Origin of the sequence: Pseudarthrobacter sp. Y6, from assembly GCF_050156205.1 — a bacterium.
GTDB lineage: Bacteria > Actinomycetota > Actinomycetes > Actinomycetales > Micrococcaceae > Arthrobacter.
On sequence record NZ_CP189574.1, the window covers coordinates 1242202 to 1267976 of the forward strand.

At 64.6% G+C, this 25775-nt stretch carries 27 protein-coding genes and 1 pseudogene; 11 read left to right on the forward strand and 17 right to left on the reverse strand.

Annotation, left to right across the window (positions count from 1 at the left end; translation table 11 throughout):
- Position 1: 1 nt before the first annotated feature.
- From ACQCSW_RS05975 to ACQCSW_RS05985, 3 genes are all read right to left on the reverse strand, one after another.
- Complete coding sequence (locus ACQCSW_RS05975; protein ID WP_426989931.1) at positions 2-787, reverse strand: GntR family transcriptional regulator; 786 nt, start codon at positions 785-787, stop codon at positions 2-4.
- 156 nt (positions 788-943) lie between these two features.
- Positions 944-1603, reverse strand: coding sequence for a hypothetical protein (locus tag ACQCSW_RS05980; RefSeq protein WP_426990630.1), 660 nt, complete (start codon positions 1601-1603; stop codon positions 944-946).
- On the reverse strand, positions 1600-2160 hold the full coding sequence (locus ACQCSW_RS05985) for a hypothetical protein (RefSeq protein WP_426989932.1): 561 nt from the start codon (positions 2158-2160) through the stop codon (positions 1600-1602). Before ACQCSW_RS05985 ends, ACQCSW_RS05980 begins: the two co-directional genes overlap by 4 nt.
- 236 nt (positions 2161-2396) lie before the next feature.
- On the opposite strand from ACQCSW_RS05985, the gene ACQCSW_RS05990 reads away from it, so the two are divergent.
- The 3 genes from ACQCSW_RS05990 to ACQCSW_RS06000 all read left to right on the forward strand — a co-directional run bounded on the left by ACQCSW_RS05990 (position 2397) and on the right by ACQCSW_RS06000 (position 4324).
- The gene (locus tag ACQCSW_RS05990) at positions 2397-2708 is read left to right on the forward strand and encodes a hypothetical protein (RefSeq protein ID WP_426989933.1); all 312 of its coding nucleotides are present in this window, start codon (positions 2397-2399) and stop codon (positions 2706-2708) included.
- Positions 2709-2748: 40 nt separating this feature from the next.
- Positions 2749-3060: a hypothetical protein gene (locus tag ACQCSW_RS05995; protein ID WP_426989934.1), complete on the forward strand. Its 312-nt coding sequence runs from the start codon at positions 2749-2751 to the stop codon at positions 3058-3060.
- 415 nt (positions 3061-3475) lie between these two features.
- Positions 3476-4324: an esterase/lipase family protein gene (locus ACQCSW_RS06000; protein ID WP_426989935.1), complete on the forward strand. Its 849-nt coding sequence runs from the start codon at positions 3476-3478 to the stop codon at positions 4322-4324.
- Positions 4325-4432: 108 nt separating this feature from the next.
- Here the strand turns inward: ACQCSW_RS06000 and ACQCSW_RS06005 are convergent.
- Positions 4433-4627: pseudogene (locus tag ACQCSW_RS06005) on the reverse strand (DUF4383 domain-containing protein); the annotation flags it as partial.
- A gap of 343 nt (positions 4628-4970) precedes the next feature.
- Between ACQCSW_RS06005 and ACQCSW_RS06010 the strand changes: the two are divergent.
- Positions 4971-5804: a type II toxin-antitoxin system HipA family toxin gene (locus tag ACQCSW_RS06010; RefSeq protein WP_426989936.1), complete on the forward strand. Its 834-nt coding sequence runs from the start codon at positions 4971-4973 to the stop codon at positions 5802-5804.
- A 42-nt stretch (positions 5805-5846) separates the two neighbouring features.
- Here ACQCSW_RS06010 and ACQCSW_RS06015 read toward each other — a convergent pair whose 3' ends face one another.
- Both ACQCSW_RS06015 and ACQCSW_RS06020 read right to left on the reverse strand, forming a co-directional pair.
- Complete coding sequence (locus ACQCSW_RS06015; protein ID WP_426989937.1) at positions 5847-6440, reverse strand: diguanylate cyclase domain-containing protein; 594 nt, start codon at positions 6438-6440, stop codon at positions 5847-5849.
- Positions 6437-7150 carry a hypothetical protein gene (locus tag ACQCSW_RS06020; protein ID WP_426989938.1) on the reverse strand — a complete coding sequence of 238 codons (714 nt, stop codon included), beginning with the start codon at positions 7148-7150 and terminating at the stop codon, positions 6437-6439. The genes ACQCSW_RS06015 and ACQCSW_RS06020 overlap by 4 nt, the downstream gene beginning before the upstream one ends.
- Before the next feature lie 588 nt (positions 7151-7738).
- On the opposite strand from ACQCSW_RS06020, the gene ACQCSW_RS06025 reads away from it, so the two are divergent.
- Positions 7739-8029 (forward strand): hypothetical protein, encoded by a 291-nt coding sequence (locus tag ACQCSW_RS06025; protein ID WP_354249392.1) that lies wholly within the window; start codon positions 7739-7741, stop codon positions 8027-8029.
- Here the strand turns inward: ACQCSW_RS06025 and ACQCSW_RS06030 are convergent.
- The 7 genes from ACQCSW_RS06030 to ACQCSW_RS06060 all read right to left on the reverse strand — a co-directional run bounded on the left by ACQCSW_RS06030 (position 8019) and on the right by ACQCSW_RS06060 (position 16455).
- A complete protein-coding gene (locus tag ACQCSW_RS06030) occupies positions 8019-9269 on the reverse strand; it encodes a Wadjet anti-phage system protein JetD domain-containing protein (protein WP_426989939.1) in 1251 nt (416 codons plus the stop codon). The two genes, ACQCSW_RS06025 and ACQCSW_RS06030, sit on opposite strands and share 11 nt — an antisense overlap.
- Positions 9259-12684, reverse strand: coding sequence for an ATP-binding protein (locus tag ACQCSW_RS06035; RefSeq protein ID WP_426989940.1), 3426 nt, complete (start codon positions 12682-12684; stop codon positions 9259-9261). Before ACQCSW_RS06035 ends, ACQCSW_RS06030 begins: the two co-directional genes overlap by 11 nt.
- On the reverse strand, positions 12681-13283 hold the full coding sequence (locus ACQCSW_RS06040) for a DUF4194 domain-containing protein (protein WP_426989941.1): 603 nt from the start codon (positions 13281-13283) through the stop codon (positions 12681-12683). Before ACQCSW_RS06040 ends, ACQCSW_RS06035 begins: the two co-directional genes overlap by 4 nt.
- Complete coding sequence (locus ACQCSW_RS06045; protein ID WP_354249387.1) at positions 13280-14722, reverse strand: DUF3375 domain-containing protein; 1443 nt, start codon at positions 14720-14722, stop codon at positions 13280-13282. The genes ACQCSW_RS06040 and ACQCSW_RS06045 overlap by 4 nt, the downstream gene beginning before the upstream one ends.
- Before the next feature lie 173 nt (positions 14723-14895).
- A complete protein-coding gene (locus ACQCSW_RS06050; protein WP_426989942.1) occupies positions 14896-15246 on the reverse strand; it encodes a hypothetical protein in 351 nt (116 codons plus the stop codon).
- Complete coding sequence (locus ACQCSW_RS06055; RefSeq protein ID WP_426989943.1) at positions 15243-15518, reverse strand: hypothetical protein; 276 nt, start codon at positions 15516-15518, stop codon at positions 15243-15245. Before ACQCSW_RS06055 ends, ACQCSW_RS06050 begins: the two co-directional genes overlap by 4 nt.
- Before the next feature lie 166 nt (positions 15519-15684).
- Positions 15685-16455: an alpha/beta fold hydrolase gene (locus ACQCSW_RS06060; protein ID WP_426989944.1), complete on the reverse strand. Its 771-nt coding sequence runs from the start codon at positions 16453-16455 to the stop codon at positions 15685-15687.
- Between the two features lie 237 nt (positions 16456-16692).
- Here ACQCSW_RS06060 and ACQCSW_RS06065 point away from each other — a divergent pair, with 237 nt between their 5' ends.
- From ACQCSW_RS06065 to ACQCSW_RS06075, 3 genes are all read left to right on the forward strand, one after another.
- Positions 16693-16896, forward strand: coding sequence for a cold-shock protein (locus ACQCSW_RS06065; protein WP_024365339.1), 204 nt, complete (start codon positions 16693-16695; stop codon positions 16894-16896).
- A gap of 128 nt (positions 16897-17024) precedes the next feature.
- Positions 17025-17714, forward strand: a complete 690-nt coding sequence (locus tag ACQCSW_RS06070) for a hypothetical protein (protein ID WP_426989945.1) — start codon at positions 17025-17027, stop codon at positions 17712-17714.
- 26 nt (positions 17715-17740) lie between these two features.
- Positions 17741-18871: a plasmid pRiA4b ORF-3 family protein gene (locus tag ACQCSW_RS06075; RefSeq protein ID WP_426989946.1), complete on the forward strand. Its 1131-nt coding sequence runs from the start codon at positions 17741-17743 to the stop codon at positions 18869-18871.
- 67 nt (positions 18872-18938) lie between these two features.
- Here ACQCSW_RS06075 and ctaD read toward each other — a convergent pair whose 3' ends face one another.
- Both ctaD and ACQCSW_RS06085 read right to left on the reverse strand, forming a co-directional pair.
- A complete protein-coding gene (gene ctaD, locus ACQCSW_RS06080) occupies positions 18939-20693 on the reverse strand; it encodes a cytochrome c oxidase subunit I (protein ID WP_426989947.1) in 1755 nt (584 codons plus the stop codon).
- A 94-nt stretch (positions 20694-20787) separates the two neighbouring features.
- The gene (locus ACQCSW_RS06085; protein ID WP_426989948.1) at positions 20788-21522 is read right to left on the reverse strand and encodes a FadR/GntR family transcriptional regulator; all 735 of its coding nucleotides are present in this window, start codon (positions 21520-21522) and stop codon (positions 20788-20790) included.
- Positions 21523-21709: 187 nt separating this feature from the next.
- Between ACQCSW_RS06085 and ACQCSW_RS06090 the strand changes: the two genes are divergently transcribed.
- Both ACQCSW_RS06090 and ACQCSW_RS06095 read left to right on the forward strand, forming a co-directional pair.
- A complete protein-coding gene (locus ACQCSW_RS06090; protein ID WP_426989949.1) occupies positions 21710-22255 on the forward strand; it encodes a gluconokinase in 546 nt (181 codons plus the stop codon).
- A 51-nt stretch (positions 22256-22306) separates the two neighbouring features.
- Positions 22307-23710, forward strand: coding sequence for a GntP family permease (locus ACQCSW_RS06095; protein ID WP_426989950.1), 1404 nt, complete (start codon positions 22307-22309; stop codon positions 23708-23710).
- Positions 23711-23804: 94 nt separating this feature from the next.
- Here the strand turns inward: ACQCSW_RS06095 and ACQCSW_RS06100 are convergent, their stop codons facing one another.
- Complete coding sequence (locus ACQCSW_RS06100) at positions 23805-24182, reverse strand: TfoX/Sxy family protein (protein ID WP_426989951.1); 378 nt, start codon at positions 24180-24182, stop codon at positions 23805-23807.
- A 140-nt stretch (positions 24183-24322) separates the two neighbouring features.
- On the opposite strand from ACQCSW_RS06100, the gene ACQCSW_RS06105 reads away from it, so the two are divergent.
- Positions 24323-25141, forward strand: a complete 819-nt coding sequence (locus tag ACQCSW_RS06105; RefSeq protein WP_426989952.1) for an SDR family NAD(P)-dependent oxidoreductase — start codon at positions 24323-24325, stop codon at positions 25139-25141.
- A gap of 12 nt (positions 25142-25153) precedes the next feature.
- Here ACQCSW_RS06105 and ACQCSW_RS06110 read toward each other — a convergent pair whose 3' ends face one another.
- On the reverse strand, positions 25154-25771 hold the full coding sequence (locus ACQCSW_RS06110; RefSeq protein WP_426989953.1) for an FMN-binding negative transcriptional regulator: 618 nt from the start codon (positions 25769-25771) through the stop codon (positions 25154-25156).
- Between the last annotated feature and the right edge of the window lie 4 nt (positions 25772-25775).

Consider the following 25775-nt stretch of genomic DNA (forward strand, 5'->3'; position numbering starts at 1 on the left):
TCTAGGACTGCAGGGACTGCATCACTGACAGGTGCCCGGCACGTGCCGCAACCAGGCACTTGGCCAGGTAGAAGGGCCGGTTCGCGTGCCTGACGTACTGCGTCAGCACGAGGACCGGATCCGCAGCGCGCAGGTCCAGCAGCTTGGCGCGGCTGGGCCCCACCTGGCTCAGGCTGATCTGGCACTCGCCGGGACCGGACAACCGGCCCAGCTCCTTGGTGAGGGTGGCAAGCAGGGTGGCGCCGCCGTCGTCGACTATGTCCAACGGTGAGGCGCCGGAACTGCTGCCCAGGCTCACCGGCAGCGCCGAGATGTTTTCCTGCAGGTGGGCGATGGCCTCGCCGTCGCGGATCAGGACGGACTCCCAGAGCCAGCAGTCGGCGCCGGGCTCCACGCCCACGCCGGGGGCGACGAACTCGGACGCGGGCTGCCGCTCCCGTTGGATGCGTTTGATTTCCAACTGCTGGCCCGGGCCGCCGAGGACTTCCTCGAAGGGCCGGATCCGCTCGATGCCGATGCGGGGGAGGGTGTCGGCGACGAAGCGGCCCACGCCGCGGCGCGCGCGGATGAGGCCGTCCTCCTCCAGCAGCATCAGGGCTTCGCGGACCACGGTGCGGCTGACCTTCATGTCCGCGCCGAGCTCCGTTTCGGTGGGGAGCATGGAACCGGGCGTCAGCAGGCTGTTGCGGATGGCCTCGGCGATCCGGGAGTATACGGCAGCCCGGAGCGGCGAGCCGGGCTGGGCCTTCACAGGCTGGGACAGGAACCGGACAGCGTCCTGGTGCACGTTATGCCTCGCTTAGTGGTGTCTGGGAGGTTTCAGCCTACTCCACGGTATGACGCGTTTGTTGGACAAGGGAAACCGGAAGCATTTCCGGCACCGGCGGTGACCCATGACAGGAGGCCAATTCGGGAGTTCTCCGGCCCTCCCCGAGGAATCATGTCAAGATGCCCGCGTAGCGTTTATCGAAGAATCATTTGATTGTGCCCGGATGGGTGGTTGGCTCTTGGGGCCTTGCTTGGCCGTGGTGAGGGTGAGAAGTTCAGCGCAGAGTGCTTGAACCTGACGTTGGATTGCCGCCGGATTCAAGGGCTTGTTCTCCCGCCTCAACTTCGCCTTCACACCTTTCTGGACCGTGCCCTCGTCGGTCAGGACCCGCTGGTACGGGGTTGCCGGCCGGTCATATTTCTTGCTGATCTTTGCGCCGGTCCGGATCTTCTGGACGAGTTTCTGCTGGGGTCCGAAGTGATTGGTCAGCCGCCCCTGCAACGCCCAGATCCGGTTCAGCAGTTCCAGTTCGGCCGCCGTGTCGTAGCGGTGGTATCCGACGGTTTGCCGGACAACATGCCAGTTCTTCTGTTCCACATGCGCGCCGTCATTCTTGTTCCCGGACCGGGACCTGGTGAAGGTCAGTTGCTCCTGTTCACACCACCGCAGCAGCCCCCAATTGATGAACTCGCTCCCGTTGTCCGAATCGATCCCCCGGATCGGGAACGGGAACGCCGCGGTGGCTTCCTTGATCGCGGCGAACACCCACTTCTGGGCCTTGTTCCGCACCGACCGGGTCTCGGTCCACCCCGTGGAAATGTCAGTGATCGTCAGGGTGAAACAGAACTCACCCCCGAATTGCCGCCCTCGTGGCCAACCAGATCAATCTCCACAAAGCCGGGCACCGCATCGTCCCATTCGGCCCAGGTCCGCATCGGGATGGAGTCCTTGAGCAGTGTTCCGGGCTTCGTGTGGGAGCGGCCCCTTGGATCGAGTTTGTCCCGGTCACCCTTGAGCCGGCGGTCGATGGTGGCCGGAGCGATCTTCAGCAACAACGCCGCCGTCCCGTCCTCGATCGCCAACTCCTTGAACCGGCGCAGCCGCGGCACCAAATCCGGCAGCGCTGCGGCCAGCAGGCGCCCGCACGGGGTGCCCTGCACGGCCCAGCAGAACCGCAGCGCCTCGATCACGTCCTCGCCATAGAGCGCGGGCCTGGGCGGCCGGGACTTGACCTGCTTGAGCACCAGCGCCTGCCGCAGCGCCTTACGCGCATGGTCCCGGTGCCAAAGCGTCAGGGCACACAGCTCGTCCAGGATGGTCTTCTTGGCCGCACGGTCCGACCGGGCATATCGGAGGGCAGTGGTCTTCGTGACGGCCTTGCGTTCGCTCATCGAAAGCTCCATGGCTCACAGTGCCGGGCCAGCGGATACCACCCCAGCAGACGCGCCGCTACGCGGGCATTACCAAATGATTCTTCGATAGCAGCTACGCGGGCATCTTTGATGAGTCAACGCGCCCTCTTGCGGGGGTCCTCGTCCAAGCGGAGAATGGCCTCACTGGCGGGGTTCCATATCCTTCTCCGCCTGGATATCGGGGCTTCGCCGAAGCCCTATATTAGGAGATATCCATGAACATCAAACGTACGTCCGCTGCCGTCGGCGCCGCAGTATTTGTCATGCTTTTTGCAGGAGCTGTTCCGGCATCAGCCGAGATAGCCAACGAACACGCTGCCTGCACCGGACTTGGCATATCGGACCATGCCGTCTCCGACGGCCCCGGCGCCATTAAGGACATCATCAACGAGGTCAAGGGGGCTGCCGCTTCCTTTGGTTTCGATAATGCGGGCCAAATTGTGAGCAGGTTCTCGCAGGTCCATGCTGGCACACACGTACCAGGCTGCGAGGAAGCCATTGAAGACATCCTTGTTGCCGGACCATGACTTCTTTGAATCGAATTGAACCGAACTCGAGGGAAAGAAAATGAACACAACCAAGAAATCACTCGCGGTTTTAGCTGTCGTTTTTGCCGGGGCGCTGGGATTCGCTCCTGCCGCGTCGGCAACCATCCATCCGATCGTGGAGTCATACGACTGCGCGAGCAGAACCGCTTTTGAGAACCAACCGCTTGGTGACGTCGCCGACCCGCCGGGAGTCACGCCGGGCTACGGCAGCCACTCGGACACCAGTTCCTTGCGGTCACTGAGCGCTACTTCGGACGGATTCACGGACTTCTCGAGCCCGGCATGGTCCGACTTCAAACTCAACGACGAATGCGGGCATGCCGGTCCGTAAAACGCCCACGATGCGGCCCTCTGCCAGGGAGGGCCACACCGGCAGCTGGCAGACAGCAGCTGCGGGAACCTTACCCAGCCGACTACGCCAAGCCCCAAGCCCCGGTCCCGCCACACGGCCGCAGGCTGGCAGCGCCAGCAGTGAACATTTGTGCAGCCGCTCTTGGCCGCCATCTCAGACCCCGGGTGCGGGACCAAAGGCTACTCACCAGTAACAATGAGGTGGACGGAGGTGTTCGCCGAGGGGAAAGGGCTCCGCTGAGGAGCCCTTTTTCGTGCGCACATTCGTGCAGCCAACGCCGCAGAGGCTTCCGGGCTGCCTAGCATGGGAGAACCCCCGGCCAAGGCTTGGTTGACACGAAGAACCAGCAGCCGCGGCTGGTCCCACCCGCTGACACACGAACAAAGAGGATTCTATGTCACTGCTCACCAGAACCCTGTCCATCGCCGCAGCCGCATTCCTCGCCGGCTCCGTTGCAGTGGCTCCCGCCCAGGCAGGCATCGTTGATATTTCCCCGCCCGGAGCCAACGACTGGTCCTGCAAGCCATCCGCCGAGCACCCCTATCCCGTGGTCCTGGTGCCTGGGACCTTCGAGAGTATGGCGAAGAACTGGTCCACCCTCTCGCCCTACCTCAAAAGCTCCGGGTATTGCGTTTTTGCCCTCAACTACGGCGAGACGAACGGCGTGTACGCCACCGCGCCGGTAACCGACTCCGCAAAGCAGCTTGCCCCGTTCGTGGACGCGGTACGCGCTGCCACCGGCGCCACGGAAGTGGACCTGGTGGGCCACAGCCAGGGCGGCATGATGCCCCGCTACTACGTGGGCTTCCTCGGCGGAGCCAAGTATGTCCATCAGTTGGTTGGCATCGCACCTTCCAACCATGGCACGGAAGGTGTGATCGTCCCGCCGCCGGGCTTTGTCCCGCCTCTGGCCTACACCAGCCTGGGCTGTGCCGCCTGCGCCGACCAGCAGGCAGGATCGGCATTCATGCAGAATCTCAACTCCATCGGTGACACTGTTGCCGGACCTTCCTACACCGTCATTTCCACGGTCCACGACGAAGTGGTGATTCCCTACAACAGCCAGTTCCTTAACGGCCCGGCACGTCAGGTCACCAACATCACCATCCAGGACAAGTGCCCGGCCGATCTCATCGAACATGACCAGACTCCGAACGACCCTGTGGTGCACCAGCTCGTGGCCAACGCGCTGGGACAGGCTTCCGGCCCCGCCGATCCGGCCTACCAGCCCCGCTGCATTTAGCTGACGTCAGCGGCCCGGATAACGGCAGGGAAACGACGACGGCGGGACCCACCAGAGGGTGAGTCCCGCCGTCGGGCGTTGAATTGCGGTTCCGTATAGGGGAAATGTTTACCCGCGGGCCTTTTGGCCACTGGTGAGGATGAGCGCCAGGGCGATCATCCCGCCGCCGAGCACCAGGTGCAGCCCGTTGTCGAAGCCGTTCAGCGGCACGAAGTTGGCGGCCGATTCCTGGTCGAAAACCAAACGGTAGACGGAGAGGACCAGGTAGGTGACTCCGCTATCTTGAGGGAAGGAACGGGCGCCGGCGGCGCTGCGAGGTGTCCACGTAGGTGATCAACGGTCGCCCCGCAGTTCGGACCGGATTTCAGCGGTGCCGGCGGCGCTCTTAACGCGGGCGAGTGTCTGGAAGTCGAAAATACCGGTGGCTGGCCTATTCAGCAGGTAAGCGCAACCGTACCCGTTATTCCGGCCGGGTCGCCGGCAGTTCACGTGAAGATCACTGTCCGCACAGGGTGCTCGATGACCAGGGTTATCGAGGTTACCGTCAGTACCGGGTTGACGCCCGTCCGCCCGGGACTTCCTTATTGGGGTGTCCGATCGCACCAGGAAGGGTGCGCTGAGGTTTCGGGTTGGCGACGGACCACATTTGAGCGATGGAACTGACGTACCCACGCTCGTTCAGCTGCCCGAACTGCGCCATGCCGCGCAGGACGTCGCGAACCATCCGGATAACCTGAGCGCCCTCAAGAGGCTGCTCGACGCCGGGGCGGGGAGCCTTGGAGGTGCCCGGCCCAAGGCATCCGTACAGGACAGCGGCCAGCTGGCTATTGCCAAATTCGGGCATCAAGGCGATCAGTGGGCGGTCATTGCCTGGGAGGCGGCCGTGCTGCAGATGGCTGCCACCGCAGGCATCGCCGTTCCCAGCCACCAGCTCGTGCACCTGGGCGCAGATCCAGTCCTCGTGCTCGGCCGCTTTGACCGGGTTGGGGAGCGAAGGATCGGCTATGCGTCGACCATGACCATGCTTCAGCAGAGCGACTGCGCGCACGGCGACTACCTCGATCTTTTGGACGTTATCGATGAGACCTCCGAAGAGCCCAACGCTGACCGTGAAGAACTGTTCCGGAGGATTGCATTCAACATCGCCGTGAACAATACCGACGACCACCTCCGAAACCACGGCTTCGTGCGCGGACCCAGTGGCTGGCGGTTTTCGCCAGCCTTTGACGTCAGCCTGCATCCGGATATGGCTGCGGAGCGCAGCTCTGCCGTCTATGGAGCGATCACCCGGGACTACGCCATGTTGGCACTCCTTGAAGCGGCGGACTACTTCGTCCAACCCGGTCAGCGGGAAAGAATCCTTGCTTCGGTGGCCAACGCGCTGAGCACCTGGAGGGATGCGGCAAATGCCTGCCGGATACCTCAAACGGAGATGGGGCTTTTTGCGCCACTGCTCGACAATCCGCCGCGGGGAATGTGAGCGTAGGCCCTGCGGCTGGTTTCGGCAAGCTCAACCACGGGTTTAGCCGCCGTGGATTTCGTACCGTGCCTTCCCGCCGTGCTTTGCCCGGTACATGGCCGAATCGGCCTGCCGCAGCAGTTCCGTCACGTCCGCCGTGTCCGCGGTCCGCTGCGCCACACCTATACTCAGCGACACCCTCAGCGACCGGTCGCCAATCACGAACGGATCGCTGAGCGCATCGTAGATCCGCTCGGCGACGGGACCGGTTGCCGGAGTGCCGTCGTCGTTATCCAAAACAACGACGGCGAACTCGTCGCCACCCAGCCGGGCCACCAGGTCGTGGCTGCGGACGCTGGCCCGCAGCCGCTCGGCCAGCAGGACCAGCAGCGCGTCGCCGCCTTCATGGCCCAAAGAGTCGTTGACGTCCTTGAAGTCGTCGATGTCGATGAACAGCGGGCCGTCGTGCCGGGTCCGGACGCCGCTGTCCGGTTCGAACGACGCCGCCATCCGCTCAGCCAGGGCCGCACGGTTGCCGAGCCCGGTGAGCTCATCATGCGTGGCCCGGTACGTCAGGGTGGTGTGGCTGTCCTGGAGCGCGGCGGCCATCCCGTTGAACGCCACGGCCACCTCGCCCAGCTCGTCGTGCCGTGTCACGTCCAGGCGGTGGCTGTAGTCCCCGCCTGGAGCTTCTGGACGCCCCGGCGCAGGCTGTTCACCGGCCGGATCAGGTCCTTGACCATACGACGGCGGAAGTACAGCGTGGCGCCGATCGCCACAAACAGCAGCCCGGACCTGGCCACGATCAGCAGGTTTTCGAGGTCGGTAGTATCCACGATCCCTTTGTCGAGCGCCTGGAGCGAGGTACGTTGGATTGCCGCCAGTTGGGTCCGGACGTCGGCGCTGGCGGCCGCGAAGGCCGGAGCGTTAGCCACATTGTTCCCCGTGAGGCCTGGCAGCTGGTCACCCCAGAGGCCGCCCTGCTCCAGGCCGGCCTGCCAGTCCTGCTGCGCCTGGGAAAGGGCCGCGGGCCTGCCGTCGTCTTCAGCCTCGAGCGCAGCCGCGGCTGTGAAGAGTCCCTCAATTTTCTGCTGTTCCAGGACAAACGACTGCCTGTCCACAGGTGCTGCAGCCAGCAGTTGGTGTCCCAGCTGCTCATGCGCGTCAAGGGCCGCTGCCAGTTCCGCCACGGCGCCGTACTCGGCGCGGAGCCGCCCGGCCGCACCTTCCATCTCGTTCACAACCGACCGGACCCCCGCAATGGTGACCGCCGCACCGATCAGCAGAGCCAGCAGCATGACCGCGAACGCCCGGGACCATTCCCGCTGCAGGCTCCACACGCGCGGCCTGGGTGTGGCTCTGTTCATGGCGTCCTCGGACCGGGGTGATGTTACGCCTAAGTTACACGGCGCCACCGACAGTCCTGTGGAGGACTGCGGGCGGGGCCGGATAATTACCGGCGGCTCCACGTGCGCGGGGTTTTGACAGGGGCGTCCGTTACGCTCAGTTCAGACTCCGTAGAAGCTCCTCCGGGCCTCGGTGTCGCGTTCCCGGACGCCGAGGCCCCGGTCTCCGTCGGCCAGCCTGCATCTCCGCGGCCCCAAGGAAACCCTTCGAGCACTGAAATCCTGAATTCGCCAAAATGCCTTCCCTTGCTCGGTCGGGCGTTAACAGATTGTAATTCCGGAGAATCCCGGATGTCCGGGGACAGGTTGAACTACCTCCCTGAGCAAGGGATTTACTCCTGTCATCGGCCGCACTGCCAGCACTCACAGCTGGCCACTGCCAGGGCCTTGCATTTGGATGCTGACCGGTTCTTACTGATGGAAGGAACCGAGCCCATCCGGCAGAATTTTGCCGCTTGGCAACGCCAGGTTCCTGCCGCACGGACTGGTTCCTGTGTCGCAAACGGAGCCGGCTGGCGGTTCCACGCGGTCACTACGGAGGAAAAAGCGATGTTCGCTAGAGTTAGCACCTACAAGACCGGCCCCGAGACGGTCTCAGACACCCCGTCGGAAGACATCGTCCGCAGGGTGCTCCAGCTCTCCGGATGCAAGGGAATCTATTACCTGAACGGGAAGGAATCAGACAAGGCCATCTCCATCACGCTTTGGGATACCGAAGAAGCGATGACTGCAAGCCGGCAGGAAGCAAACAAGATCCGCAAGGAGAACAGCGAGGCGGAAAAGACGCAGATCGTCGAAGTGGAAGAATTCGAAGTCACCGTGAGCAGCCTCAGCGACTGATATCGAGCCGCTCCAGCGCCCAGTCCCAGCGGATCAGCTCCTGCTCCAGCCTGACGGCCGTCCCAAAGGACTCACTGCTGAGTCCTTTGTAGAGCGCGGACTCGTCAGCAGTCAGCCGGCTCAACACAGCCGTCGATGGCGTCGGCTCGGGGACCCAGGCGTCGCGGTGGGCCAGCAGCGTGGCCTCGTCCATCAGTACGCTCACCACATGCGGGTGGACCGCACGGAGCTGGTCCAGGATCCGGAACCCGTGGGTGTCCAGATCGCCCCAGTACAGGACCTCACAGTCGCGCAGCCACCCGGCGTCCCGCAGCGACGTGAACCCATAACCGCCGCCGTAGATCGCCAGAGTGTCCGGTCGCTCGGGGAGGGCCAGGAAGTTGACCAGGTTCTCCGTGATCAGCACTTTGGCGACCGGCAGGCGCAGCGTGCTGAAGGCTTCCGCGGTCACGGTCAGATCCCGCGCCTTGCCGAGCAGCGGCACGGCAGGATCCAGCAGGCGGAACCTGACAAGCTCCGGCGGATGCAGGAAGCCGTGCCCCGCGGCGAAGCGTGCCGCGGGAGTCCGGGCGGGTGCCAGCCCCAGCAGCGAGCCGGGCTCGGCGGGAGAGTCAGGAAGCGATTCATCGACTGACTCAATCTCGGCGCGCGCCGAATCCGCCCGCAGCCCCATGGCCAGCTCGCTGATCACCGCCCGGTGGTTCTCGATGAACTTGGTGTGCACACCGGGAAGGCTCAGCTGCCGCACGTAGATGCCAGGCTCGGGATTGTCCTGCAGCCACAGCGCCACGCGAGCGGCCGTCAGCGCGTCGGCCCCCAGCTCCAACAGCTTGAGCGGCCGCCTCAGCGTCCACCCGCGGAAGGAAGCGTGCAGCGCGGCCAGACCCCCGTCGAGCTCCACAAACCGGGCTGCCTCCTTGGCCTTGCCCACAAAGGCGATTTCGGAGTCGGTGTCGGCAAAGACCGCCGCCGCCGGCAGTTGGTTGGCCCCCACCGTGGTGCGCCCCACCTCTGCTGTTTCGAGGCTGAACGGACCCACGGCTGAGAACAACTCAGCCGCCCACGCACTCGCCGCCGCATAATCGCGTAAGAGGCCCGCCGCCGTCGGACGCTTCAACGGACGACGGCGGGGGTACAGTCCGCCGGGTTCCAGCACCGCGCGCAGCAGCGCGCCGCTGCCCCAGGCCTTCAGCGATTGCGCCCGAAGGTCGGCCAGTGTGGTCCAGGATTCAGCCGGCACGCCTGTCCCGCTCGTCCCGGTATTCCTGGATGGTCATGTTCCGCAGCTGGGAATCGTCACCGTTAGTGTTGGCCACGAACCCCACGTGGGACACGAAGGGTTCGATGACGTGGATCTTCTGCAGCGGGGTGACAATCAGCAGCTGCAGCTTCATCCGCTGGAACAGCTCCAGACCGTACCGGGCCGACTCGTCGGAACCGCGGCCGAACGCCTCGTCGATCACCACAAACCGGAAGCTCCGCCCGCTGCCGGCGTTCCTGCCCGCACCCTTACCTGACGCCAGCCCGAACTGGAAGGCCAGGGCGGCGGCGAGAATGGTGTAAGCGAGCTTCTCCTTCTGACCGCCGGACTTGCCACCCGAGTCCGTGAAGTGTTCAAATTCCTCGCCGGTTTCGGTCCATTTCTCCGAGGCGGAAAACGTGAACCAGTTCCGGACGTCCGTGACCTTGGCGGTCCAGCGCTCGTCGAGGGTGGTGTAGCCGTCGCGGCCCCGGAAGCGCTCGATCAGTCGCGCCACCTGCAGGTACTTCTGCTCGGAATACTGGTCGTCGTCGCCGATGGTGCCCTCCGAACAGGCCCGCAGGTCCATCCCGAACTGCCGCACATCCAGGTCGGAGCTGTTCTGGTGCTCCAGCTGGATATGCCGCCCGGAATTGTACTCAATGCCGGCCAGGGACAGGTTGATTTCGCCGATCCGGTTCACGATGTCCTGCCGACGGCTGTCCAGGAACGCGTTGAACGCCACCACCTCGTGGATGGTGTTCTGGTTCAGCGACTCCTTGAAATGGGCCTCGAAGCGTGGGAGATCGTTGCTGACCAGCTGCTCCAGCAGCTTGCCGAAGTCGACGGCGGATTCCAGGGCGGCGTCGATCTCCGTGGTCTCGTTCGGGTACTTGTTCCGGAACTCGGCCATGAGCCGCACGGTCTTCTCGGCGGCCCGGGCGATCTGCTTGGACAGCGCGTCGATGGTGTCGGTCAGCCCGGACCGGACGGCACTTTCCACGGTGCCGGTGTTCTTATAGGTGAGCGGTTTGCCGGCGAGTTCCTTGGCGGCGAGCCGGGCGACGGCGGCCAGCACGCCGGCGTCGTCCGTCAACGGGGTCTCCCGCAGTACGTCGCGGCAGTCCTCGATCGCCTCCGCGATGTCCTTGGCGGCACCCTCGTTGGAGCCGATCCGGCGCTGGACGTCATCGGCCCGCACCTGCAGTCGTTCCAGCTTTCCGGAGAGCTCGGCCTCCTTCGCCGTCAGCTGCCGCAGCACATCGCTGGTGGACTCCAGCTGGGCCTTCTCCGCCTTAAGCTCCTCGATACGCCGGGCGGTGAGCTGCCAGCTGAGCTCGGCGAAGTCGGACACCGCCCCGATGATGCCCAGCTGCTGGTTCTGCCGGCCGATGGCACCCAGGGAATCGTTGACGCGGGACAGCTGGCCGGCCACCACGCTGAGCTGGCCCTGGACCTCGTCCTGTTCGGCACGGAAACGGCTGATCTTGTCCAGGTTGTCCCAGCCCAGAACGTAGTTCCGGCGGTCCGACAGGTCCTGCCGGTCATCCTTCTCATGCCGCCCGCGGCCGCCCTTGAGCTGCCCGTTGGCTGTCAGGGCCTTGGAACGGCGGCGGAAGTCCTCCAGGGTGTCACAGCAGAAATAGTCGAAGCGGCTGCTGAGCTCATCGAGTAGGAAATTGCGGAACGGCGTGCCCTGCTTGATGGCGATCTTCGCCGCCAGCGTTCCTGCCTCCGCGGGTTTCGGTGCGTACGTTTCGCCGATCTTCAGGTACACCAGCCGCCCGCGCAGGTTGTTGGAGTCCACCCAGCCGCTCACCGCCGCGTAGTGCTCCGCCGGCACCAGCAGCGACAACGCAAAGCCGCGCAGGGTGCGTTCGGCGGCGCCTTCCCAGGCCGCTTCGCCGTCGCGCACGCGCAGCAGCTCGCCGGCGTACGGCAGCTCGGATTCCTGGATGCCGGTCCCGTCGCAGAGCCGACGGCGGAGCTCCACTTGGGGGCGCGGCAGCAGGTTGGGACGCGCTTGCAGGCTGGTCAGCTCCGCGGCGATGTCCGTGGCCCGGCCGGTGAGCACTGTGCGCGTCATGGTCAGTTCGGTGCGGCTGTCCTGCGCTTCGTTGGCTGTGGCGGCGAGTTCCTTTTCGACGTCGGCGAGCCGGGCCCGGTTCGCGTCGAACTGGACGCGGTCCGCCGGGGCCTGGAGACCGAGGTCCGCCGCGGCTTCGGCGTACTTTTCAAAGTGCACCCGCTGCGACCGGGACTCCTCGCCCAGCCGCGCGGCCTCGGCCTCGATGGCGGCCAGCCTGCCGCCGCCGTTGCTTCGGATGTCTTCCTTAACGGCGGCCAGGTCGAGGCGGAGCTGGGTGATTTCGGTGGCAAGTTTGCCGCTGTCCTCCTGCAGCCGGAGGCCGGTGTTCTGCAGTTCCGTCTGGTGCTCGATGCTCAGCTGCAGTTTCCGGTCCGTGAACCAGGGGTGGAGCTGGTCCCGCTGTTGCCGGGCGAATTCATCGTCCCGGCTCAGGGCGGTGTGCTGGGCCGCGCCCTCGGTAATGGGGGTGAGCAGGGCGATCTGGTCCTTGGCCCGGAGGACGGCGTCGTGGGCTCTTTTCAGGTCGTCGAAGTGGTGGATGAGGTTGCCGATCCGGGCCTCGACGTCGTCTTCCTCGAGCATGTTGGTGCGCACGAAGTTGGTGATGTTCTCCACTTGCTTCATGGACACCGTGCGGTGGAACAGCTCCATGGCCTGGTTGCCGCTGATGCCGAACTGCCGCTTGAACGCCGCCGCGTAGGGCTCGAAGGTTTCATGGATGGACGCACCGGCAGCCCGGAGCTGCTTCTTCAGCTTCGCGGGGTCCTGGCCGAAGTTGGCAAAGTCCCCGGCGATGGACTGCTCGCCCTCCACCAGCGAGTAGAAGCGGTTGGGCTGGCCGGCCTCCTGCATGGCCCAGAGGGTGATGGCCAGGGTGATTGATTTGCCCAGGACGGCGTTTTGGAAGACGCCCAGGACCACCGTGAGCTTGCCGGTGCCGCGCAGCGCAACCGGCTTGGAGTATTCGCCGCCGGCGCTCCGTGTGCTCTTGTGGAAGCCCCGCACATAGGACATCAGGGTGCGTTCCTTCTTCTGCGCACCCGCTGCCTTGTTGTACTCGATCCTGTTGGCCGGCAGCAGCAAGGTGGTGATGGCATCCACCACGGTGGACTTCCCGGAGCCGATGTCGCCGGTCAGGAGGCTGTTGGAGCCGTCCAGCCGGAACGTCCGGACCTCCTGATGGAAGGTGCCCCAGTTGAGCAGCTCCAGGCGGTGCAGCCGGAAGCCCGGGGGAGTGCCGGCGTCGTCCGCTTTTTCATCCAGGCTGAACAGCATCTCCTGCTGGTCAGCCCCGTCCTTAATGGCGGTGGCCGTTTCGGCGGTCATGAGCGGTCCTCTCCGGTGAGCGAGGCGCGGTAGTCGGCCAGCCGCGCGTCGAATTCCTCCAGCCACTGGGCATCGACGTAGGCCTTCAGGATCCGGGCTACCTCGTAGGTTCCCGCCTGGCCACGCAGTTTCCGCAGGAAGCCCAGCTCCACGACTTTCTTGATGTTGGTGCCGAGCTGGTCCAGGATCCGCGCCTCGTTGCTGGATTCGGGCAGGAAGACCGACACCATGTCCGCGATGTCCTGTTCAGTCATGATCAGGCGCAGTTCGCTGCTGTTGGTGTCGAATTCGAGCATCCGGCCGCGGAGCAGCGCCAGGAGGAGGCTGACGTTGAAGGTGAGCGGGCGCCGGGGGATCAGCCGCGGCAGGTTGCCGTCCGGATCCTCTCGCGATTTCAGGAACGCGTAGCCCTCGGACTCGTCAAGGATCAGGTCAAGGCCCAGCACGGCCACGTAGTCGCGGACATGGGAGGACAGGCCCAGCAGCGACTGCCAGATTTTCTCGTCGGACTCGGCGTACACCACGCCTTTGAAGAGCTTGGTGACGACGCCGGGAAGTTCCTCGGGCGTGTGTGTTTCCGGTGCGTCTGTGGTGGTCATGCGGGCCTCACGAAGATGATCTGTTCGACGGTGGCTTCCCGGATGCTGCCGTCCGGGAGCTGCCAGGACAACTGCTGTGACTCGGCTGGGTTAATAGAGGCCCAGTCCGATTCGGTGGCGAGCTGGTAGTAGGCCACGATCTCGGCCAGCCCCTGGGAGAGGGGGTGGGCGGCCGCTACTTCGCCGAGGGTGGCCTGCTCGGCGCCGGCCAGGACGTCGTCGACGTTGGACTTCAGCCGTTCCGTATCCACATGGAACTGGCTGAACAGGGCTCCTGCATCCACGTCTGTATCGTTTGCCGCCACAACGACGTCGTCCACCATGATCCGTCGGCTCGGCTCATACAGCGGCCGTTCGAAGGGGAGCACGACGTCCACGGACTGCGCCGCGATCTCCATAAAAACGCCCGACGGCGGTACCTCCCGGGTGCCCAGCGCGCCGGATTCGATGCTCCTGACGAGCTGCATGATGCGCTTGTTCTCCAGGAACACCTTGTCATCCAGGAGCCGGCGCATCTGCTGTGAGAGCTGGCGGACTGTGGCCTGGGTCTGTTCGACGGCGGGCAGCCAGTCCTGGTGCAGGTTGGTCACGGCGTGCAGGTTGTCCAGTTTGGCCAGGGCGTCGATCTGGGTGGCCCGCTGCAGCAGGTCCCGCAGCTCGGTGCGCAGCTGCGGGGACATCAGGTAGTCCCAGAAGCCCTGGAACGTGCGGCCCTGGAGCGAGCCGCTGATGTCCTGCTGGTTGGCGAAGATGGAGGCCAGCAGCTCGCCCTGGGTACCGTCCCACGTGGCGATCTGCTCACGGACCTGGCGGTCCAGCTTCCGGAAATTCTGCTCCACCTCACGGAAATCGGAGAGCAGGTCCTTTGCCAGGGTGGTCAGCTGCTGGAAGTGGTCCAGGGCTTCCGGTGCGGTCATGACGCGGATGTTGCCGTCGCGGATGCGCTGCATCTCGGCGTCGATCCCGTCCCGCTGGCGCTGGAGCTCGGCGAGCCTTACCTCCGGATCGGTCTCGGACTGCTGGACCAGGGCCTTCAGGACAGCGAAGATGCTGGTCAGCCTGGATTGGGTGGCCACGAAGTCCCGCCCGCTCAGGCTCTCCACCCAGCGGACCACGTCCTCGGCGGCGGCGGTGAGATCGTAGCGGGGCTCGTCCTGGCCGGGGACGTAATATTTCCGCAGCCAGGCCCGTTCCGGGGCCGCCCACTCGTCCAGGTACTCCCCGGCCGGCCGGGGAAACTTGTCCTCGCCGTAGACGTCGCGGAGGCCGAACAGGACATCATCGAGGTGGTCGATCAGTTCCTGCCGGCCGATGTCCCTCTGGTTGGGCCCGGTGAAGGCCCTTATGAAGAAGGACACGGCCAGCGGGGCGTTCTGTGCGCGGAGCAGAGACCACCCGGCGTGGTTCTCACGCAGTGCGTTAATGGCGTAGAAGTCCATGGAGTCCTCATGCAGGGGTGCTGTTATTCCTAAGCTACACGGGCAGAGCATCAGTGATCGAGCTTGTCGTCTCCGGTGATCGACCTTGTCGAGATCCGGTGGTTTCGGCATGCTCAACCACCGGGTTACGACAGCCTTAAGTTCATGCGGCTTAACTTGAGCTGATTTTGAGCCTAACTGGCGAGCTTCTTGTGGTGTTCCAGTAATAGGTGCACGGCTTCGCGAATAAGCTCGGACTGCGGTTTACCCAGTTCCGTCACCAGTTCCATGAAAGCGCGGTATTCGACATCGGCGATCCGTCCACGCACTGTGGCGGATTCGCCTGGCGTGGAGTCCCCTACGCGGGGCCGGCCGCGACGTATGGCCTGCCTGATGGCAGTATCACTGCCGTATTCGCGCAACAGGAACGCGCGCCCAGATGCAGCGGCGTCGCTCCCGAGTTGTACAGCAGCCGCCTCCAGGGGCGAGTCGCCGGTCAGTCGATCGGCCAGTGCATCGTAGTCCGGTTTCCTCTGATCAGTCATGGCTGGTGCTCCTCCCGAAATCGCTTGAATTTTGGACCGAGTGTCATTGCATGGAACACGACGGCTTCTTTGCCTGTGCCAGGAAAATCGTTCACGAGGATTTCCAACTCTCGATCGGTTTGCTCATGAGCCGGTCCGATGAACAGCATAATCCGGCCCTCTTGCGCCTCGCCCACCAGTTCGGCCTCAAAGGTGGCACTTAGGATGGCATGGATCTGGTCGGCCCTCGGGATCCCGTGTCTTTCGCTTGATCCCACCCACTTCGGCGCCATGTGCTCATTCTAACATTTTGTAGCCGATAATTGTGGCCGGATTTAGGCAGGCCGGCTCAACCACCGGCGCTCTCAACCACCGGGGGAAAGGACGTTGAGGCCTGCCTTGATGGCGATGGGTCGCCATGGTTACCTCCGTAGCAACCGCTGCGCCTGAAGGCAAGAATCAGTCAGGGATTGCTGCTTCCGCGAGCTCCCAGTGCCGCCGGAGCAGCTCAGCCAGCCGCTCGGGCTCGATCCGGTGTGGCGGGTCGAAATGGTGGCGTTTGGGGAACACTTCCAGGTGGAAGTCCGGGAAGAAGACCCGTGACAGCCGGCTGGCAATATCGCCGTACTCATCGGGATTGCTCAGGCCGCCGAGGGCGAAGAAGACAGGCTGGCGAAAGGCGGCCAAACGCGCCCTCTCCAGGTCATAGTTTTTGAAGGTCCGCAGGAACGCCCTGATACCCGCGGGCCGTTTGGCCATCCACGGCGGCGGGGGATCCGGCGGCGGCGGAAGGACGACGTCGGGCTTAACTCCCAGCCTCATGAAGGCGGGCATGAACTGCTCCGGGGGGAGTTTTTCCAGCTGCTCGTACTTCTTCCAGAGTTCCGTGTGGGCAGGGCTCCAGTCCCAGTTCCCGGCCCAGGCAGGCTCGAGCAGCGCCAGGCTCAGCAGCCTGTCAGGGTGCTTGGCCGCGAACGCCAGCGCCGCCGCGCCGCCACCTGAATAGCCCACCAAATGAAACGTCTCCCATCCCTGCGTATCGGCATCGCGCAGCACGCCGTCGATCTCGGTGTCCAGGCTCCAGTCCGCCGGCGGGCCATCGTCCGCGTAGAGCTCGAGATCCTTGGCGATTGCCTGGACGCCCGGCCCGAGGGCTGCGATGAGTCCGCCGTATGCGGCCTGGGCGGGGAGCACAGAACCCGGTAGAAGAATGGCACGAATTGGTCCCATGGGAGAACGCTACGCCTGGGTTTCGACAGGCTCAACCACCGGGCCTGGTGGCGGGTGGTAAATGGTCTTCAGAATCTCCTGTAGTGTTGATCCTGTTGTTGTGTTTATGCGGTTCGTAGTTCAGGCAGTACGCGCGGTCGAAAGTCCGCGTCTTTCTGAAGTAGCGGTTTTGAACACCCCACACCGGAGGACCCGAAAGTCGGGACTTTTCCTCCACCTTCACGAAGGACAAAAATAATGGCTACTGGTACCGTCAAATGGTTTAACGCTGAAAAGGGCTTCGGCTTCATTTCCCCCGATGACTCCTCACAGGACGTTTTCGCTCACTACTCCGCGATCGCCTCTTCCGGCTTCCGCTCACTCGAAGAGAACCAGAAGGTTTCCTTCGAAACCGAGCAGGGCCCCAAGGGTCCCCAGGCCGTCAACATCCAGGCACTCTAATTCCTTAGAGATTCTGGGGCCTTAGGGTTTCATTTTCAAAGCAGGGCCGGTCACTTGACCGGCCCTGCTTTTTTAACCCAGTTGTGGTGATCGCATCGTTCCCGCCGCACAGAGAGGCCCCCACTTCCGTGCCACTACCAAAACGCCAGCTCAGCCCGCTGATCCGCAAGTACCTCAGCGTCAGCCGCCCCGCCCAGGCAGCGGCAAGAGGCCTCGGCGAGCTCAAGCCGGTGGAGCCCGCCGCCCGCCGGGATGGGGCGCCCCTGCTGGGCGATGACCAGGTGTACGTGATGAAATACGGGACGGACTTCCACACGGCGTGGTGCCAGGTGGTGGCCGACAACTGGGACCGCGGCCCCAGAGGACTGCTCGTGACCCTATTTGTCGACGTGGGGGCGCGGACCCGGTGCACGGAATGCAACCGGCACGCGAAGGCGGCTAGGGCATCAGCTGCGCAGGAATACCACCTGCAACCCCGGCCCACCCCTGATCCCGCACCGCCTGACGCCGTGATCCCCCTGAAAGTCATGGGGCTGGCCCATGGAATCCTCTTCCTGGCGGCAGGGCAGGAATATCGGGAACGCCTCAAGGAAACTGCGGTGGAGCGGGCAACCCCGCTGTACGTGGACGGGCGGCGAGATGGCATGGTGGTGCGGCTGGACTGCGCCCGCGACGAACCTCTCCTGGTTGTCCAGATGGACCCCCGCGCCACGTTCCGGAATGGTCCGTACCAGGTGCGCCTGCGTCATCCGCTGCGGCGGTCGGCGACCAAACCCTATGCCGTTGAGTGCGTTGAGTCCGTTGAACCCGCACCGTGACGGATCCCCCGCCGCACTCTGGCAAGATGGCACCCATGCAACTTTCCGGAACCGTTCCCGCCTTCGGCCTCCGGATCAGCATCACGGACACCGAACCCTTGATCTGGCGAACGCTGCAGGTCCCCGTGGCGCTGACGGTTCCCGAGTTCCACCTCGCTGTTCAGGCCGCCTTCGGCTGGGAAAACAGCCACCTCTACGCCATCCGCTGGGTGGACCGCGCCGGAAAGCCGCGGGAGATTGCGGGTCCCCACGACCTCACGGAAGATCTGGACGCAGAGCCGGCCTCCGGCGTCGTCCTTTCCGAACTGCTGGATGCCCAAAAGCCGGGAACCACACTGGAACACGAGTACGACTTTGGTGATAGCTGGACGCACCACGTGGAGGTGCTTGGTTCAGCGGACCTTCCGGTCGGGGAACTGCTGTGCGTTGATGGCGCCAACCGCGGACCCGTGGAGGACTCCGGCGGGCCGCACGGCCACAAGCGACTGCTGCAGATCGTCGCGGACCCGGTGCATCCGGAACACGCAAAGGCGAGGTACTGGATCTCCGGCGTGACGGGCGAGTATGGCAAGTACTTCGCACCCGCAACATTCGACCGCCAGGCCGCCAACCGCAAACTCCGGCTGCTCAGCCTCCAGTGGTGGCCGCAGCCCCTCAGCGACGAGGAGCGCGACGCAGTGCTGCTGCCGGTCCGCTGGCTGTTGGAAAACGCCGCACCGGACGGCCTGGAACTCACCAAGGACGGCTACCTGAAGCCCACCGTGGTCAAGCGCGCCCTGGACGAGCTCGGCTGGAGCGATCCCATCATGGGTAAGGGAAACCGCGAGACGCACGCGCGGCCGGTTCTCGAGCTCCGGCTGCACCTCATCGACTGGAAGCTCCTGCGGAAGTTCAAGGGCAGGCTGGTGCTCACGCCTCGCGGCAAACGCTGCCTGGAACGGCCCGCGGAGCTGTGGGACTACCTGGTGGAAGCTGTCGCCCGGTCCGGCCATCCCATCCCTGACGAATGGGTCAGCGACATCAACCGCGTAGTGCACCGGAACTTCAAGTGCCTGCACCTGATGGCGCCGAAAGTGGGGCACCTTGGTAGGGCACTGCTTACCGACGGCGGCGTGAAGTTCCTGCTCGCGGTGCAGGCAGTGGGGCGGTCGGGTTAGGGCCGGGTTTCCACAGGCTCAACCGGTCTCGACGGGCTCAACCACCGGTTACGGGCCCAACCCCTTGTCACTGGTCCGGGTTTGGATTGCGTACGTCCTTTTCGCCGATATCGGCAGCACCCAGGGCGGCCGCGGCAGGGCTGTGCGTGGTTTCGTGCGCGCGGATGCTGAGCTCCGGGTGGTGGAGGTCCAGGGCGGGACGTTCCGAACGGATCCGGGGCAGGGAGGCGAAGTTGTGCCGCGGCGGCGGGCAGGACGTGGCCCACTCGAGCGAGGCGCCAAAGCCCCACGGGTCATCCACCTCCACGCGCTCTGAGCTGCGCGATGTGATGTAGACGTTCCAGAAGAACGGAATCATCGAGGCGCCGAGAAGGTAAGACGAGATGGTGGAGAACTGGTTCATCCAGGCGAAGTTGTCCTCCACCAGGTAGTCGGCGTAGCGGCGGGGCATGCCCTTGACCCCTAGCCAGTGCTGGATCAGGAACGTTCCGTGGAATCCCAGGAACAGCATCCAGAAGTGGATCTTTCCGAGGCGCTCGTTGAGCATTCTGCCGGTGAATTTTGGCCACCAGAAGTAGAAGCCTGCGAACATCGCGAACACCACGGTGCCAAACACGACGTAGTGGAAGTGCGCCACCACGAAGTAGGAATCGGAGACGTGGAAGTCCAGCGGCGGAGAAGCGAGGATGATGCCGGTCAGGCCGCCGAAGAGGAACGTGATGAGGAAGCCGAGGCTCCACAGCATGGGAGTCTCGAACGTTAACGATCCCCGCCACATGGTGCCGATCCAGTTGAAGAACTTCACGCCGGTGGGGACCGCGATCAGCATGGTCATGAAGGCGAAGAACGGCAGCAGGACCGAACCGGTCACGTACATGTGGTGCGCCCACACGGTCACGGAAAGGGCGGCAATGGCAATGGTGGCGTAGACCAGGCCCTTGTAGCCGAAGATCGGCTTGCGGCTGAATACCGGGAAGATCTCGGACACAATGCCGAAGAACGGCAGGGCGATGATGTACACCTCGGGGTGGCCGAAGAACCAGAACAGGTGCTGCCAGAGAATAGCGCCGCCGTTCTCCGGGTCATAGATGTGGGCGCCGAACTTGCGGTCCGCACCCAGGGCGAACAGGGCCGCGGCGAGAGGCGGGAAGGCCATGATCACCAGGATGGCCGTGGCCAGCGTGTTCCAGGTGAAGATGGGTATCCGCCACATGGTCATGCCCGGAGCGCGCATGCAGATGATGGTGGTGATGAAGTTGACCGCACCGAGGATGGTGCCGAAACCGGACAGCGCCAGGCCAAAGACCCAGAGGTCACCGCCCACGCCGGGGGTGAACGTGGTGTTGTTCAATGGGGCGTAGGCGAACCAGCCGAATGCCGCCGCGCCCTGCGGGGTGATGAAGCCCGAGACGGCGATGGTGGATCCGAAGAGAAAGAACCAGAAGGCCAGAGCGTTCAACCGTGGGAACGCGACGTCAGGGGCGCCGATCTGCAGCGGCATGATGACGTTGGCGAAGCCGGCGAACAGCGGCGTGGCAAACATCAGCAGCATCATGGTGCCGTGCATCGTGAACAGCTGGTTGTACTGCCCCTTGGTCTGCAGGATCTGCATGCCGGGTTCGAAGAGCTCGGCCCGGATCAGCAGGGCCATAACACCAGCCATCATGAAGAACACAAACGAGGCGATCAGGTACATGTACCCGATGACCTTGTGGTCGGTGGTGGTCATCCAGCTGACCACCATGGCGCCTTTGCGCCGCGGTACTACCGCGGGTGCAGCGGTTGAGGCGGTCCCTATTCGTGAATGTCCGGTGATGGCCATCTTTCACCTCACAGATACTTTTGCACGGCACGTATGGGCCCTTTGCATAAGCCCCTATTTGCAGGCTACTCACTAACGCGGTGTCCGGGAAGAGTCAGTGCAGGCCCATCGCGTTCCGGACTTCGTCCAGGATGTGGTGGACGGCGGTCTCCGCCCCCACGGCGTCCCCGCGGGCCACCGCCGCCGCAACATCCTCGTGGGCCTGTAACGCTTCGTTCCGCGGTTTGAAGGGCATCAGCCCCTGCTTGGTCCGGCTGGTGAGCACCTCGGCCACCATGCCTTCGAGCGCCGTGAACATCTCATTGCCGCAGCTTTGGAGCAGCAGGCCATGGAACTCGATGTCTGCCGCCAGGAACGCCTCGAGTTCGCCGGCTTCGCCCAGCCGCCGCAGCTCTGCAGCCAGGACAACCAGCCTGGCCCGTTCCGCGGCGCTCGCGCGGCGGGCAGCACCGGCAGCCGCAATGGGCTCGACGGCGATGCGCAGCTCCGTGAGGCTGCTGTACTGAATGTCGCGCCGGACAGAGCCCAGGCGCCAGCGCACCAGCTTGGGATCGAAGACATTCCACAGCCTGCGCTCCTGGACCACGATGCCCACCCGCCGGCGCGAATACACCAGGTTCATGGACTCCAGGACCTTCATGGTGTCCCGCGCAACCGTGCGGGAAATGCCGTACTCCTGCTGGAGGCCCTCAAGGGTCAGCCGGCTGCCCGGAGGAAGGCTCCCTTCCGCAATGGCAACGCCAACCGCCTCGAGTACGCGTTCATGCATGGCGGGGGAGGCCCCGCCGTCGTGCGCGTCATCCGCGTCCGGTAGTGTCGCCGTCGACATCTTTCCTGCCTTCCTCTGCGCCTGCGCGCCCTCCAATCGTACCGACAAAGTCCCAAAGGTATGACTTGTGACACCAAAAGATAGTATCTGTCGTCTGAAATGGTGATACCTTATCTCCCAGCGCAGTTCCCTGTGAGATGCGCCAATTAGCTTTCCACTTAGCCAACGGCGTCTTCGGAGGTAAAACATGCAGTATCCAGCCACGCACCTGGTGGTGATGGGCGTTGCCGGTTCCGGCAAGTCCACCATTGCGGCAGCTCTTTCCCAGCAGCTTGGCTGGGCCTGTGCCGAAGCGGACGAGTTCCACCCCCAGGCCAACATCGACAAGATGACCCAGGGCATTCCCCTGCAGGACGAGGACCGCTGGCCCTGGCTGCGGGAAATCCAGGGCTGGATGACCGCACATGCCGCTGCCGGGAAGAGCACCGTGCTCACGTGCTCCGCGCTCAAGCTGAGCTACCGTCAGCTGCTCTCCGAAGCACAGGGCCGGGTCCTGTTCATCCACCTCGACGGCGGCGCCGACCTGATCGGCCAGCGCATGCAGGGCCGCGAAGGCCACTTCATGCCGCCCACGCTCCTGCCCAGCCAGCTGGCCACCCTGGAACCGCTGACCGGCAACGAACTTGCCGCCGGCAGCCTACGCCTGGACATCTCCAATTCCCCGGAGGAGATCGTCACCGCCGTGCTGGCTGGCCTCACGCTTCCCGCCCAGGCGGAACTCAGCGCCTGCTGAGCCCGCCCAATTTTCCCCAATCCCCAAGTAATTCTGTTTCAAAGGAGAACCATGGTCATCGAAGGATGGACCCAGACGCTGGGCGCAGGCCCCCTGCTGCTCATCGCCGCGGCATCGATCGTCGCGCTGCTGTTCCTGATCATCAAGCTGCGGATGCACGCACTCGTGGCCCTGATCGTGATCAGCCTCGCAACCGCATTCGCCACCGGAATCCCCGCCAACCAGGTGGTTCCTGTGCTGATCAACGGCTTCGGGACCACCCTGGGCACCGTGGCGCTCCTCGTGGGGCTGGGCGCCATGCTCGGCCGCATCGTTGAGACCAGCGGCGGCGCCAAGGTGCTGGCCGACTACCTGATCGGCGTCTTCGGCGAAAAGCGTGCCCCGTTCGCCCTGGGCCTGGCCTCCCTGATCTTCGGCTTCCCCATCTTCTTCGACGCCGGCCTGGTGGTTATGCTGCCCGTCGTTTTCGCGGTGGCCCACCGCCTGGGCGGGGGAGTGCTGCGATACGGACTCCCCGCCGCCGGCGCGTTCTCCGTGATGCACATTTTCCTTCCGCCGCACCCGGGCCCGGTCTCCGCCGCTGCCTTCTTTGATGCCAACATCGGGCTGGTCCTGATCGCCGGCCTCATCACCGCCATCCCCACCTGGTACGTCACCGCCTACCTGTTCGGCCTGTGGACCGGCAAGAAGCTGGTCCTTCCGGTACCGGAAATCCTGGGCCACGCCAGTGCCGAGGCGGAAGCCCACCCGCCGCGCTTCCGCACCATCATCGGCCTGCTGCTCCTGCCGCTCGTCCTGATCTTCATCAACACCGGCCTGAACACACTTGCCTCCTCCGGAGCGCTCTCCGAAGCCGTCAAGAAAGAGCAGTGGTTCCAGGTCCTGCGCACCATCGGTGAAACCCCGGTGGCCCTGCTGATCGCCGTCCTGGTAGCCGTGTTTGTCCTGGGCACCCGCCGCGGCAAGGACGCCGGCGCCATAGAGAAGCTGCTCGAATCCTCGCTGGGCCCGGTCTGCTCCGTCATCCTCATCACCGGCGCCGGCGGCATGTTCGGCGGCGTCCTCCGTGCTTCCGGCATTGGCGCCGCACTGGCCGATGTCCTGGGCAATCTGGGCATCCCGCTCATCCTGGCCGGCTTCCTGATCGCCGCCATCCTGCGCATCGCCCAGGGTTCCGCCACCGTGGCCCTGACCACCACCGCCGGCCTCATCGCCCCGGCCGTGGCCACCGCCGGCCTGACCGGCATGCAGGTCGCTGCCCTGGTTATCGCCGTGGCAGCCGGCTCCGTGGTGGTATCCCACGTCAACGACTCCGGCTTCTGGCTGGTGGGCCGCTTCTTCGGCATGGACGTCAAGACCACCCTGCGGACCTGGACCGTTATGGAAACCCTGATCGGCGTTATGGGCTTCGCCATCGCGGCGGTCCTCTTCCTGCTAGCCGGCGTGGCAGGTTAGCGCGTCATCTCCGGCCACGGCTGACTGAAGTACGACGGCGGGGCGCCGGCAGAAATGCTGGCCGTCCCGCCGCCGTCGTACTACTGGTGCGCCGCTACTTGCGGGGTTTGGCTGCTTTCGGCGCTTTGGGCGGGAGCTCCGCGACGTATTCGAAGGCCTTCTCCACCCAGGCCTTTGCCCGCGCATCGTCACCGTCGCCTTCGGCGTTCCACATCTCCGGCAGCCCGGTGTAGCCACCCATGGGCCGCTCCGACGGGCCGAACGGGACGGTCCGCTCGGTGCTTTCGAGCACCTGCCTGTCGGCGTCGGAGAGTTTCACCCCGATCGTGGAGCCGAACAGTCCGGCGAACATGTTGCCGTTGACGAAGGCGCCCAGGTTGCCGAACATCGGCTTGACGATCACTTCGGGGTTGTCCGGCACTACGGAGCGGAAGCGCTCCTTGGCTTCGTCGGACGCTTTGGCCATCTCCATGGTGGTTCTCCCAGGGTTGAGGTGTGATTCTTTGTGCAGCTTATGCCCGCTCAGGCGCCGGGGACAGAATTGCCGTGCCGCTAGGCTTGGAGCAGTCCGCACTCACCTCCCAGGTTCCCACTCCAACCAAAGGACACCCCTTGAGCCAACGCACCATCGTGATCACCGGCGCCAGCGACGGCATCGGCGCGGCAGCCGCGCGGACTCTGACGCAGGCAGGCGACCGGGTGGTCGTCGTCGGCCGTTCCGAGGAGAAGACACGGGCCATCGCGAAGGAGCTCAACGCCGACTATTTCGTCAGCGACTTCGCCGACCTGGGCCAGGTCCGCACCCTCGCCACCCAGCTGAAGTCCGACTACCCGCGCATCGACGTCCTGGCCAACAACGCCGGCGGCATCATGGGCAAGCACCAGCTCACGGTGGACGGCAACGAGTCCACCTTCCAGATCAACCACCTGGCGCCGTTCCTGCTCACCATCGAGCTAATGAACGTCCTCACCGCCAGCAACGCCAAGGTCATCAACACCGCCAGCGCGGCCAACGGCTTCGGCAAAATGGACCTCTTCGACCTCAAATCGGAGCACAGCTACTCCACCAACCGCGCCTACGGCACGGCCAAACTCGCCAACATCCTCTTCACCAGCGAGCTGCACCGCCGCTTCGGCGAGCAGGGAATAACGACGGCGGCATTCCACCCGGGCGTGGTCCGCACCAACTTCGCGGCAGAGTCCACCAGCCCCATGCGGCACGCCTACAAGACACTGCTCAACCGCTTTATGCTCACCCCGGACCAGGGCGCCGACACCCTCCTCTGGCTCATCAACGGCACCGCCGGCACCGACTGGATCTCCGGCGCCTACTACGCCAAGCGCGCCCTGGCCAAGGCGAACGCGCAGGCGTACGACGCCGAGCTGGCACAGGGTCTGTGGGAGGCCAGCGAGGCGCTCGTCGCACGCTGAGCCGTGCTTCGGTCAGCGTGCGCGTTCGACGTTGGCGGCGCTCTCGGACTGCCCCCGCTCACTGAGCCCCGCGATCACGCCGTCGATGTCGGCGTCGGGCCGGTTCTGGCTGAGTTTCGTCTTCGCCTCGATCCTTGTGATGACCAGTTCGAGGCCCACGATGGCCCGCAGCTGGCCGGAGATGTAGCGTTCCGGTGCGTCGTCCACGCTCCACGGGTGGTCGAAGCTGGCCTCGTGGACGCCGGTGAGCCGCCTGACCTGGCTGGCGAGCCACGCCGGATCGTCGTGGACCACCAGGTTGCCGTACACATGCGCCGTGGAGTAGTTCCAGGTGGGCACAACGCGCCCGTGCTCGGCCTTCGACGCGTACCAGGACGGCGAAATGTAGGCGTCCGCGCCTTGGATGATCATGAGTGATTCTCCGATGGCGGGCTGGGACCACTGACTGTTGTTCCGCGCCACGTGGGTGTGCAGCGCGCCGTGCTCGCCCACCGAGGGGTCGTAGACGAACGGCAGCAGCGTGGCGAGCAGACCCTGCGAGGTCATGGTGACCAGGGTGGCTGCGCCGGGCCGGGTCAGTAGGTCTTGGACGGCGTCGGGGCCGGCTTCAAAATGGGCTGGTGTGTACATGGGA

Bases quoted from the DNA above. Each gene is read 5' to 3' on its own strand.
- ACQCSW_RS05985 (WP_426989932.1), bottom strand. From the start codon at position 2,160: ATGAGCGAACGCAAGGCCGTCACGAAGACCACTGCCCTCCGATATGCC.
- ACQCSW_RS05990 (WP_426989933.1), top strand. From the start codon at position 2,397: ATGAACATCAAACGTACGTCCGCTGCCGTCGGCGCCGCAGTATTTGTC.
- ACQCSW_RS05995 (WP_426989934.1), top strand. From the start codon at position 2,749: ATGAACACAACCAAGAAATCACTCGCGGTTTTAGCTGTCGTTTTTGCC.
- ACQCSW_RS06000 (WP_426989935.1), top strand. From the start codon at position 3,476: ATGTCACTGCTCACCAGAACCCTGTCCATCGCCGCAGCCGCATTCCTC.
- ACQCSW_RS06020 (WP_426989938.1), bottom strand. From the start codon at position 7,150: ATGAACAGAGCCACACCCAGGCCGCGCGTGTGGAGCCTGCAGCGGGAA.
- ACQCSW_RS06025 (WP_354249392.1), top strand. From the start codon at position 7,739: ATGTTCGCTAGAGTTAGCACCTACAAGACCGGCCCCGAGACGGTCTCA.
- ACQCSW_RS06035 (WP_426989940.1), bottom strand. From the start codon at position 12,684: ATGACCGCCGAAACGGCCACCGCCATTAAGGACGGGGCTGACCAGCAG.
- ACQCSW_RS06040 (WP_426989941.1), bottom strand. From the start codon at position 13,283: ATGACCACCACAGACGCACCGGAAACACACACGCCCGAGGAACTTCCC.
- ACQCSW_RS06045 (WP_354249387.1), bottom strand. From the start codon at position 14,722: ATGGACTTCTACGCCATTAACGCACTGCGTGAGAACCACGCCGGGTGG.
- ACQCSW_RS06050 (WP_426989942.1), bottom strand. From the start codon at position 15,246: ATGACTGATCAGAGGAAACCGGACTACGATGCACTGGCCGATCGACTG.
- ACQCSW_RS06055 (WP_426989943.1), bottom strand. From the start codon at position 15,518: ATGGCGCCGAAGTGGGTGGGATCAAGCGAAAGACACGGGATCCCGAGG.
- ACQCSW_RS06060 (WP_426989944.1), bottom strand. From the start codon at position 16,455: ATGGGACCAATTCGTGCCATTCTTCTACCGGGTTCTGTGCTCCCCGCC.
- ACQCSW_RS06065 (WP_024365339.1), top strand. From the start codon at position 16,693: ATGGCTACTGGTACCGTCAAATGGTTTAACGCTGAAAAGGGCTTCGGC.
- ACQCSW_RS06075 (WP_426989946.1), top strand. From the start codon at position 17,741: ATGGCACCCATGCAACTTTCCGGAACCGTTCCCGCCTTCGGCCTCCGG.
- ctaD (WP_426989947.1), bottom strand. From the start codon at position 20,693: ATGGCCATCACCGGACATTCACGAATAGGGACCGCCTCAACCGCTGCA.
- ACQCSW_RS06085 (WP_426989948.1), bottom strand. From the start codon at position 21,522: ATGTCGACGGCGACACTACCGGACGCGGATGACGCGCACGACGGCGGG.
- ACQCSW_RS06090 (WP_426989949.1), top strand. From the start codon at position 21,710: ATGCAGTATCCAGCCACGCACCTGGTGGTGATGGGCGTTGCCGGTTCC.
- ACQCSW_RS06095 (WP_426989950.1), top strand. From the start codon at position 22,307: ATGGTCATCGAAGGATGGACCCAGACGCTGGGCGCAGGCCCCCTGCTG.
- ACQCSW_RS06100 (WP_426989951.1), bottom strand. From the start codon at position 24,182: ATGGAGATGGCCAAAGCGTCCGACGAAGCCAAGGAGCGCTTCCGCTCC.
- ACQCSW_RS06110 (WP_426989953.1), bottom strand. From the start codon at position 25,771: ATGTACACACCAGCCCATTTTGAAGCCGGCCCCGACGCCGTCCAAGAC.